A 10,866-nucleotide genomic window follows, 5' to 3' on the forward strand; every position below is an offset into this window, starting at 1 on the left:
CAATGGTACTGCCAATATCCTTCGCAAAGTCAAGGGAAAGTTCAAACTAGATTTGAGCGGACTTATTAGAGGCGTCTTGACAGCGCCCATCAGAATTAGGCTGTGTTCTAATGCTGTGCAAGAATCCCCATGTCTTTAGACATCGGGAGTGTCAAATACAGAAAACTTGCCTGAAGCTGCTGTCAGTTTTATCTCTTACACTAGAAACAATACACTATGGCTATTGGTTACGTTGCTCTCGTCCTCCACGCCCATCTTCCTTTCGTCCGACATCCCGAAAGTGATTATGTTTTAGAAGAAGAATGGCTCTATGAAGCCATTACAGAAACCTACATCCCGTTACTGCGAGTATTTGAAGGTCTAAAGCGGGATGGGATCGATTTCAAAATCACCATGAGTATGACACCCCCTTTGGTGTCGATGCTCCGGGACCCCCTACTCCAAGACCGTTACGAGGAACACCTCGCTCAACTCGAAGAACTTGCTGAACTGGAAATTGAGCATAACAAGCACAATGGTCACATTCGCTATCTAGCGGAACATTATGCCCATGAGTTTAACGACACCCGCCAAATCTGGGAACGCTACGATCGCGATTTGGTCTCTGCCTTTAAACAATTCCAAGACTCCAACAATCTCGAAATCATCACCTGTGGTGCCACTCACGGCTACCTGCCTTTGATGAAAATGTACCCGCAAGCAGTCTGGGCACAAATCCAGGTCGCCTGCGAACATTATGAACAAAATTTCGGTCGTCCGCCAAAAGGGATCTGGCTCCCCGAATGTGCCTACTATGAAGGCTTGGAACGAATGTTGGCCGATGCCGGTCTGCGTTATTTCCTCACGGACGGTCATGGCATTCTCTACGCTCGTCCCCGTCCCCGTTTTGGCACCTATGCTCCCATTTTTACGGAGTCTGGGGTGGCGGTCTTCGGTCGCGATCACGAATCGTCTCAACAGGTTTGGTCTTCGGAGGTCGGCTATCCCGGTGACCCCGAATATCGCGAATTTTACAAGGACTTGGGTTGGGAAGCTGAGTACGATTATATCAAGCCGTATATCATGCCCAACGGTCAACGCAAGAATGTCGGGATTAAATATCACAAAATCACGGGTCGCGGTCTCGGTTTAGGGGATAAAGCACTTTACGACCCCTATTGGGCGCGAGAAAAGTCGGCTGAAAATGCTGGCAATTTCATGTTTAACCGAGCACGTCAAGTGGAACACCTCCACGGCATCATGCAACGCCCTCCGCTGATTGTCTCCCCCTATGATGCGGAACTGTTCGGTCACTGGTGGTATGAAGGCCCTTGGTTCATTGATTACCTCTTCCGCAAGTCTTGGTATGACCAAGGCACTTACGAGATGACCCACCTGGCGGATTACTTACGCAACAATCCGACTCAGCAGGTTTGTCGTCCGTCTCAGTCTAGCTGGGGTTATAAGGGGTTCCACGAGTATTGGCTGAATGAAACGAATACTTGGGTTTACCCCCATTTACATAAGGCTGCCGAACGCATGATTGAGTTGAGCGATCGGGACCCGGCGGATGAGCTGGAGTGGCGTGCGCTCAACCAAGCGGCCCGAGAATTGCTCCTGGCACAGTCTTCGGATTGGGCGTTTATCATGCGGACGGGGACGATGGTTCCTTATGCGGTTCGTCGGACCCGATCGCATTTGATGCGTCTACACAAAATCTATGAGGATATCAATATCGGCAAAATTGATTCTGGTTGGCTAGAAAAAGTTGAGGCGATCGATAATATTTTCCCTGAGATTAATTATCGGGTTTATCGTCCCTTGTAATCTATCTTGAGTGCAATGGATTGTACATTGATTTTCTCTCGGATATAAACCGGGTTTCTGGGGATTAAGGCGTAGATTAAATGCTCTATTTCCTCCTAAGAAATCCGGTTTTTTTGGACGGGTTGACCTGGGTTGGCTCTGTCAATGGCAGAAAATTGTGCTAAAAGAGATCGAGTTGTGTGCTGCGATCGCCTCGAATCAATGCCTGATTCTAATCCTATGTTTAACCATTTTCCCTGTCCCCGTTGTCGCGCTTCGGTCCGATTGAAGTTTCGCACCCACCAATTTAATTGTCCTGATTGTGATTGGCAAGATTCACTGTTTCAAACTTCTGAACCTGTTCCTTCCCAATTATTTATGGTAACAAAGGTGGCAACTTCTGAGGTTAACCGCCTTTCAATTCCTCAACTTTCTGACAGATTCTCAACTCAATCGAGTCAAAAAGGTTTGCTCCCGGTTTGGCTTTGTAACTCGCCTCCTGTATCTGCTCAAAAACCTCCAGCGATCGCACCTGAGCGCTCCAAAATTTCCCTCCATCTGACTACGGTTGCGATCGCCTCTATCACCCTAACCACCCTCAATCTCTTCTGGGGGTTCACGCCTCAGTTCGAGGTCAAGCTCCTGTTTTCTCCATCCGTTCCATTGGATGAGGTTGTCACGATTCCCCCGTCAGATGCCTTTCGCCAAGCGGTCAATGCAGCGATGACAGCAGCGACTCTGACTCAATCGGCACGCACTCAGGCGCAATGGCAAACGGTAGAGTCCTGGTGGTCCGAGGCGATCGCCCTGATGGAAGCGGTCCCTCCCCAAAGTCCCGATCGCCCGGTTGCCGAACAAAAGGCGATCGAGTACCAAACCAATTGGTCCTACGCTCAACAACAAATCGCTTACGCACCCCCGCCACCGCCTCCACTCTTCCCGATGCCTGTCACCAATTCGCCCTTACTGCCCCCGCCACCTCCAGCGCAAACCCCTTCTTCCCCTCCCCAACCCCACGAAATATTCCGCTACGCCGTGAACCAGGCGATGAGTGCCGCCAGTTTGACCCAATGGGCCCAAACCCAGGAAGACTGGATGAAAGTTGCTCAGGAGTGGGAACAGGCGATCGGCCTAATGAAATCCGTCCCCTCCGATAGTCTCGACTATTCCACCGCCCAGCAAAAGGCCCAAGAATACCAGACCAATCTCCTCTACGCTCAAGAACGAGTCAGCCAACTCTCCCCCTAGGGCCAGCGTCGGTACAAAATGAGATCCCCAGGACATGAAACCGAGTTTCTGCTCCTACATTTTTGACCAACTGCCAGAAATGTCCTCAAGAAACCCAGTTGTCTTCCCCATCCTGTACCGGCCTCCTGGAGTTATCAAACCCCATCCCCCCATCTCCTTGACCTCCCCAAATCCCAAAATCTTCTCAGGATCACAGTCCAAGTTAACCTGTTGCAATACTTCGTCACAATACCCCCACCGGAATCGCCGTATTGACAAGACTTTCCAGTGATCCCAAAGATTTATGTAAATTTTTGTAAAAATCAGCGATTTTGTAGCATTTTTTACAGAATTTACCTTTATAGTGAAAACAGGAGAAAAAACTCCACAAAAAAACACCCCCGAAAAAAACCAGGAGGCTACTCAAATGTCTGCTCAAGATCAAGCTCGTGCGTTAATGATGCGTCACCATCAAATGGTCAAAAACCGTCAGCAATCCATGTTATTCCGGAGCGCCGCTGAAATCGGACTGGATCCCGACGACTATACCAGTACCATTCAAGGTAAACCCCCTTCTGACTTCCGCACCTCTTATGACCGCTCTAAATCCACGATGAGCTAAGTCCATCCCATTGTCCCTGACATCAATCATTTTTTTTGTAAAATTTCACCGATAAAAAAAGGAGAATAATCCAATGTCTGAAGATCTAGCTCGCGCCAGAATGACTCGTCATCAACATCTCGCCAAAAATCGCCAGCAATCCATGTTGACAAGAAGTGCTGAAGAAATTGGTTTAGACAACAACGAATGCTGGAAAAGCAATGCGGACCAGTGCCAATCTAATGGCTGTCAGCCTTATAACAGCAATGGCGCATCAATGAGCTAATCCGAAATAGTTGGTTTGACGCACGATATCAATCTGATTCTGTGCAGACGATCGCCACAAAAATCCTGAGAGCCCTGATTCTCTCTAATATTAGCCAGTTGAATTTAACTATTAAATTGTCTCAACCTCCAATTAGGGCGTGCTTTACTTCAAAAGCAGCGCCCTTAAATTTTTTTTGGAGGTTAAATCCGGATCGGGAGCATCCCAATGCTCGCCGCCCTCACCCTAAATCCCTCTCCCAAAGGGGGAGAGGGACTGAGGGTGAGGGCTTCTCCCAAGGAGAATGGGGCTGGTGGGGGATGAGGGCAGACTGTCCAAACATCGGATGTACCCACCGGATCCGCGATCGCCCAGAAGTCGTTTTCTAGCAAATTGAGATGGGATGCCCTAGCTCGTGATACGGTAAAAGCTTAGGCAAATTCCGAAGCAGATCGTTCGCGCCTGGGTTATGCAACAACCATCTTCTGATCGTCCACAGTTCCATTGCCTGTCGATTGAATTGACCGGCACCCCTATCCTAGATCCGCCCAATGACACCGCGTTCCTCGATTTGAACTTGACCCTACACTTTCAGGAAGTCTGGCAAGAGGTCCTCGGCGGTCGTTTTAAGTTTGGGTTGACGGGTGGCAAGCTGATGCTAAACCTGGAAAATGCGACCCTCCCCGAGGGAGTCGGTTTGCTCACCGAATTAGCAGACATCGCCTCTTCGCCATCGCAGACCCTTTCCTGTCAAGTCACCACCGGGACCCCAACCCCTTGCCATTGGATTTTAGACATTACCGGGGATGGCTCCATCCTCAAAGGCAGTCTGGGACTTCTGAAACTCGCCCGGTTGCAAGTCAGCGGAACCCCTGTGCGCGTACAAGCCACATTCCAGGTGAGTGCGGCTAATATCCTCATGGTAGAGTCGGAAGCACTGTGGCCCCACGATATTAATCCCAATCAACATGGCATCCTAGAGCGACTGCTGACGCGATCGCTCGTGGAACGTCAATTCCAACCGCACCTCACTAGAACCGAACTGCATTATGCTGGCCCACCATCCGCACCAATGGCGGTGGAAGAGGTTCCCCCCTATCGAGACTTGTCCCCCATTGCGGAGGCGATCGCCCCAGTTTTAAACGCTACCACCGATAATTTTATCGAACTGGCAAAACTCGCCGGGATGGATCCTAATCGGGATTTTGCCGGGGCCAAACTCTGGGGTTGTAACCTACGCGGACTAGACCTCAGCGGTGCCGAACTCCCCGGGGTAAAATTGCGCGGTGCTGACCTAAGTGATGTTGATTTGAGTGAAGCGAACTTAACTGGGGCCAAATTAGCCGGGGCTGATGCCAGTGGTGCACTCTTAAGTGATGCCAATCTATCAGGTGCAGACCTCCATCGATGTAGTTTGGCCCTGGCTTCTTTGAGCGGGGCCTCCCTCAAAAATGCCAATCTACAAGAGGCAAATTTAAGTAATGCCAATCTCAGTGATGCGGACTTGTCTGGGGCGAATCTAGCCGGGGCTGATTTGCATCAGGCGGGGTTAGTCATGACTAATCTTACAAATACGAACCTGACTGGGGCCAATGTGGAGCAGGCGCGTTTCAAGCTGGATTCGGGTTTATCTGCGGAAATGGAACAGGATCTCAAGGCACGCGGTGCTATTTTTGAGCCGTAATCGAACCGGGGAGGGATTCTCCCCGGGGATTTGCTCTGGGGAGTGGCGATCGCTCTGTTGGCTTTGGTCCATTTAACTTCTGGGGATTTACCTGCCCGAACATCGGAACGGTTTGAGTCAACACCAAATTGCTCCCCCCTTAACCTGATGCTTAAGTAATGAACATGACGATTGAAGGAGATTTACTGCTAAAACAAGGAATTGCCCAATATCAGCAGGGGGAGTTTGAGGCGGCCCTGGATTGTTGGCGTCAGGCGGTGACAATTTATCGAGAAGCTGCTGAAGGAAGTCGGGAAGGGGCGGCCCTGGGGAATATGGGGGCGGCGTATCAGGCCCTGGGAGATGTCCAAGCGGCAGTGACCTGTTACGAGCAACATCTGGCGATCGCCGAAGATATTGAGGATATCCAAGGACAGGGGAATGCGTTGTTAAATTTAGGAACGGCTTATTCGACTCTGGGAGAGTATGAATTGGCGATCGCCTATCAACAACGCCGGATGGCGATCGCGATTGAAATGGCGGATAAAGCGTTAGAGGGTCAACTCCTCTATCAGTTAAAAATCTGTTATCAGCATCTCGGGGACGGCGATCGGGTGCGGGATTGCCAGGACCGTCTACGGGCGATCGCCCGCGAGTTGTTTTTTGAAACGAAAAGTGATGATTTTATTGCGATCGCCCATAGTCTGGGACTCAATCCCCTAGAGGATTTTGCTGGGGGTAATCTGAGCAATCTCGATTTCCATTATGCCGACTTGAGTCATGCCGAGTTGGAAAATGTCGATTTTAGCAATGCATATCTGGAACTGGCGGATCTATCCGGTGCGAATTTGGCCGGTGCTAATTTATCTCACGCCCAGTTAACCAATGCCAATCTTAATCGGACTAACCTCTGTGGGGCTAATCTGAGTGATGCTGATTTACGCACGAACTTAAATCGGGCTAATCTCACGAATGCGATCGCCCGTCGGACTAATTTTACTGCGGCTTATCTGCGGGGGGCAAATCTCTCGGGGATCTGCTTGGTGGATGCAGTTCTTAAAAATGCGGATTTGAGTCGGGCAAACTTAACCGATGCTGACTTAACCGGTGCCGATGTCAGTCGAGTTGAGTGGACTGGAGTCATCTGCGATCGGGCGCGATTTGCTCAGACAATCGGTATTTCCGAATCCCTGAAACAAGAGTTGATCAAGCTAGGCGCGATTTTTGAATCCGAGGACCCCGGGATGGGTAACCGTTCCGGTGATTGAGTCCCACCCCGGGGTCCTCGGATTCCAGCAAGGCCGATTTGATTCAGGATTGCCCGTTCCCCGGACAAAAAAAATGCCTGAAAGTCGTTTCGGTACTTTCAGGCATTGGTTTGTTCCCTTGATTCTCTTTGAAGGAAGGACAGAAAAATATTTTTAAGAGTTACATGAGTCCGATCTGAGACAGAATCCCATGTCCAGTCAGCAACTCAGTTGCCACACCAATCACAAAACCTAGCATTGCCAGACGACCATTCCAGGTTTCCGCAACCTCTGTAAATCCGAATTTTGCTTTTGTATCATCCATGATTCAGAAAACTCCTAGTTAGTCAAGTCTCTGTAATATAACTTAACGCATAGTTGGGGAAACCGCAACATTTCGTTACAACATCCTGACAAAGGGCCAAAAAATTAACAATTGGCAATTAACGATATGAAATTTGGCGATAAACCTACCGTAAACCTGCTATAACGCATTATCCTTCCGACGAGGGTAGAGGCTCCACCCTAGCTTCAAGGTGGTCCTAGAGTGCTGTCAAGGGGGGGGGACGGAGTTGGGGCGTAACCCGAGAGAGGTCCGTTCCGTAAAGAGGCCCCCAACAATCCCAAACGTGCAAAATGTTATTATCAGCCTGTATTTCTGACTCCCACGGAGAGATAATGCTTTACCTAAAACTTTTGGGCCGCACCTTGCTGTATCTTTTAGTAACTTGTGCAGTCGTCGTGATTGCATTGGTAATTAAATTTATATCCATTCTGCTGGGGGATGCCCTAGTTTATCAAATTCCCCTCATAGGCGACGCACTTTTAAGCCTAGAAATCATGGAACTTCTGAATATTATTGTATTTGGTATTTTGGGCATGGGATTTGGCGTAGCCACCATTTTGTTACCCCGTTACTTTGCCTCCCGAGTCAGTGGGTTAACTTTAGCTGTATTAGTTCCCTTAATTTTTAGTACCGGCACGATTTTTAGATATTATAACTGGGTTCAATTGTTTTCTGCTGAAGAAAACATTTCTTATAATCAAGCGGAGTTAATCACCAATTCTTTTTTGAGACAATCCACACCTCAACAAGAAGGATTTATTGGATATTATATTTATACCGCTAAATCACCTTCTTTACCAGTCCGAGAAAAAGAAATGATAGAATTAGAAGAACTAGAGAGAACAAGCAAAGCTAGATTTGCTAGAATCACTAGATTAAGTCCAGAATTGGTGGGCTATTTGTACGCAGGTCGCGGTTGGGTAATTCGCTTTTTTTACTTCATAATTTCAGTTTTTTCCACCGTAGTCAACTTTAAAATTGGCAAGTTACAAGTCAAGAGAAGTTAGACCGATTGAGTGGGAGGTTAAATCAGGATTCATGGGTTCTGAGTCGGGATGGAGGATGGAGGGCCAAAATCACCCAGTTTAAAAAAGGCCCAGGCAAGAGGTAGTGAACTGAAATTTCAACAAATTTTCCACTCCTCAACAGCAATCATCTTCAGGATAGACCCCGATGCAGCTAGATGATTGGGTGGGTGTTGCCTCTGTATTTTTTTTGACTATAATATAATAAAATAACCTGTAGGGTAACCAAAACGAGTTCTGTCATGGGGCAGAATCACCTAGGCGTGCAAGTACCAACGAGGCGATAGAAAAAAGGCCAACCACAGGAGCAGTCCGGTAAGCGGGAAAAAACTGAATGGATCTCAATCTTTCAAAGACATGATCGCGGCAAAAACAAGTCATGTTTTTGCGGCAACCCGACCTAATCCTGGGGATGGAGTCCACCAACGGATCTTTTACAAGGCTGAAATTAGAATGGTGAGTACAATGACCCTCACAGGTTGCTCCTGGATCAAGTGTATTCCTGGTCTATCTTGTTTGCTTGCCCTAGGGTCTGGATAAAATGTCTTAAGAGAGCGGAATCTTGAAGACGCCAGAAATTCAGAGTGATGGGTATTTTCCCCAACGATGAAAACAGCACTCCCTTGACTACCACTCATTTTATGCGGATTCTGATTTATTCCTACAACTATCATCCTGAACCGATCGGTATCGCTCCTTTAATGACTGAATTGGCAGAAGGACTGGTGAATCGAGGCCATGAAGTCCGCGTCGTCACCGCGATGCCTAATTATCCAGAACGCCGCATTTACCCCGAATATCAGGGCAAATGGTATTTTAATGAAGACAGAAACGGCGTAAAAATTCAACGCAGTTTGGTTTATATTCGCCCGGAACCGTCCTTATTAGACCGGGTGTTACTCGATGGTAGTTTTGTCCTGAATAGTTTTCCCCAAGCGTTAACAGGTTGGCGTCCTGATGTCATTTTGGCAACAGTTCCACCCTTGCCTGTCTGCATTCCAGCCACCTTGTTAGGGCGAATCACAGGCTGTCCAGTGATTTTAAATATTCAGGATATTCAACATGAAGCGGCGGTTCATGTGGGGTTGCTGAAAAATCAAAAAGTGATTAGAGCGTTTACTGAATTAGAAAAATTTGCCTGTCACCACGCGGATAAAATCAGCGTGATTGCTGAGGGATTTGTGGAGAATTTGTTAGGGAAATCCGTGCCAGCGGATAAAATTGCCTTAATTCCGAATTGGGTGGATACAAATTTCATTAAGCCGTTACCGAAAGAGGGGAATAAGTTTCGGAATCAGCATCAACTGAATGGGAAATTTGTGGTGTTGTATTCGGGAAATATTGCCCTAACCCAAGATTTGCCCACGGCAATCAAAGCAGCGGCGAAACTGACCCATATTCCAGAGATTGCTTTTGTGGTGGTGGGGGAAGAGAAAGCCATCAGCCGGGTGAGTGAATATTGTGAAATGTTTGGGGCGGATAATGTCACCTTGTTGCCGTTTCAGTCGAGAGAAACTCTACCGGAGATGTTAGGGGGTATCGATGTGGGGCTAGTGCTGCAAAAGCATAATGTAATTGGGTTTAATATGCCCTCAAAAATTCCGGTATTATTGGCAAGTGGGCGGGCGATTGTGGGTTCAGTGCCAGCGACGGGGACTGCGGCGAAAGCGATTAAAAATAGTGAAGGGGGAATTATTGTCCCCCCAGAAGACCCGGAAGCCTTGGCAAATGCGATTTTAGATCTGTATAATAACCCGGAAAAAACCGAGGCTTTGGGGCGGCAAGGTCGAGACTATGCGATCGCCCATTATGCCTTTGAGGAGACGTTAAATAAATATGAAGCCTTGTTTGAAGAGGCGATCGCCTGCCGCAGAAAAAAAGCCTAAATGGTCGGCTCATTCGAGCATTTAACTCACTCAATCCAGTCTCTTCAAGTGCTAGAGTCCGGCCCAGTGACGGGGACATTACAGCAAACACAAGCCTCGGGGAATAGCCCTTTTCTTCAAGATAGGCTAACTTCAAGTTAAAATAGAGAGGGAATTGTTGATTCCCCCTCTATTTTAATGTTTGAATAGACAAGCCACCGAATAGTTAGGAAGGAGATTTAAAGCGGTATGCGCGATCGCATCTTAACCTGGTTAGAACATCAAGTGACTCCCCCGCGAGTCCAACATATTTTGCGCGTCGAACAACTCTGTGGCGAACTCGCGCAACATCATAAACTTGATGTTGAAAAAGCAAAATCCGCCGGATTAATGCATGATTTAGCCAAATATTTCAAACCCCAGCGATTGTTGCAAATAGCCCAAACCGAGGGCTTAGAACTGGATGAAATATTGGCCGGGGAACCCCATCTGTTACACGCCGATGTGAGTGCAATTGTCGCTAGAGATGAGTTTGGGGTAAACGATGAAGACATTTTAGAGGCAATTCGCAATCATACCCTAGGCAGTCCACAGATGAGCCAACTCAGTTGTGTTGTTTATGTCGCCGATACCTTAGAACCGGGACGAGGGACTACCCCCGAACTCGAACAGTTGCGGCAAATGTGCTTTGAAAATCTCGTGGCAGCGTTGACACTCCCGATGTCTAAAGACACGGGGATTCTTGCATAGCCTTAGACCAAAGCCTAATTCTAATGGGCGCTGCTCATTTCGCCTCTAATAAGTCGGCTCAAATCTAATTTGAACTTTCCCTTTACGTTTAG

At 48.0% G+C, this 10,866-nt stretch carries 10 protein-coding genes; 9 read left to right on the forward strand and 1 reads right to left on the reverse strand.

The window, feature by feature from the left end; genetic code table 11:
* The first annotated feature begins 216 nt into the window (after window positions 1-216).
* The 6 genes from J0895_RS13510 (at window position 217) to J0895_RS13535 (ending at window position 6,809) form a co-directional block, all read left to right on the forward strand.
* Entirely contained in the window at window positions 217-1,806 is a 1,590-nt protein-coding gene (locus J0895_RS13510; RefSeq protein ID WP_207088605.1) for a glycoside hydrolase family 57 protein, read from the forward strand.
* Between the two features lie 219 nt (window positions 1,807-2,025).
* Window positions 2,026-3,033 (forward strand): hypothetical protein, encoded by a 1,008-nt coding sequence (locus J0895_RS13515; protein ID WP_207088606.1) that lies wholly within the window; start codon window positions 2,026-2,028, stop codon window positions 3,031-3,033.
* 406 nt (window positions 3,034-3,439) lie between these two features.
* Window positions 3,440-3,634 carry a glutamine synthetase inactivation factor IF7A gene (gene gifA, locus J0895_RS13520; protein ID WP_207088607.1) on the forward strand — a complete coding sequence of 65 codons (195 nt, stop codon included), beginning with the start codon at window positions 3,440-3,442 and terminating at the stop codon, window positions 3,632-3,634.
* Window positions 3,635-3,707: 73 nt separating this feature from the next.
* Window positions 3,708-3,899: a hypothetical protein gene (locus tag J0895_RS13525; protein ID WP_207088614.1), complete on the forward strand. Its 192-nt coding sequence runs from the start codon at window positions 3,708-3,710 to the stop codon at window positions 3,897-3,899.
* A gap of 448 nt (window positions 3,900-4,347) precedes the next feature.
* The gene (locus tag J0895_RS25900) at window positions 4,348-5,562 is read left to right on the forward strand and encodes a pentapeptide repeat-containing protein (RefSeq protein WP_242541282.1); all 1,215 of its coding nucleotides are present in this window, start codon (window positions 4,348-4,350) and stop codon (window positions 5,560-5,562) included.
* Window positions 5,563-5,726: 164 nt separating this feature from the next.
* On the forward strand, window positions 5,727-6,809 hold the full coding sequence (locus J0895_RS13535; RefSeq protein ID WP_207088608.1) for a pentapeptide repeat-containing protein: 1,083 nt from the start codon (window positions 5,727-5,729) through the stop codon (window positions 6,807-6,809).
* 160 nt (window positions 6,810-6,969) lie between these two features.
* On the opposite strand, the gene J0895_RS13540 is transcribed toward J0895_RS13535, so the two are convergent.
* A complete protein-coding gene (locus J0895_RS13540; protein ID WP_207088609.1) occupies window positions 6,970-7,113 on the reverse strand; it encodes a chlorophyll a/b-binding protein in 144 nt (47 codons plus the stop codon).
* Between the two features lie 311 nt (window positions 7,114-7,424).
* Here J0895_RS13540 and J0895_RS13545 point away from each other — a divergent pair, with 311 nt between their 5' ends.
* From J0895_RS13545 to yqeK, 3 genes are all read left to right on the forward strand, one after another.
* Window positions 7,425-8,141 carry a hypothetical protein gene (locus J0895_RS13545; protein WP_207088610.1) on the forward strand — a complete coding sequence of 239 codons (717 nt, stop codon included), beginning with the start codon at window positions 7,425-7,427 and terminating at the stop codon, window positions 8,139-8,141.
* A 659-nt stretch (window positions 8,142-8,800) separates the two neighbouring features.
* Window positions 8,801-10,045, forward strand: coding sequence for a glycosyltransferase family 4 protein (locus J0895_RS13550; RefSeq protein ID WP_207088613.1), 1,245 nt, complete (start codon window positions 8,801-8,803; stop codon window positions 10,043-10,045).
* Window positions 10,046-10,273: 228 nt separating this feature from the next.
* Window positions 10,274-10,774, forward strand: coding sequence for a bis(5'-nucleosyl)-tetraphosphatase (symmetrical) YqeK (gene yqeK, locus J0895_RS13555; protein WP_207088611.1), 501 nt, complete (start codon window positions 10,274-10,276; stop codon window positions 10,772-10,774).
* Window positions 10,775-10,866 lie beyond the last annotated feature (92 nt).

Origin of the sequence: Phormidium pseudopriestleyi FRX01, assembly GCF_017313335.1 — a bacterium.
GTDB classification, from domain to species: Bacteria; Cyanobacteriota; Cyanobacteriia; order Cyanobacteriales; family Laspinemataceae; genus Laspinema; species Laspinema pseudopriestleyi.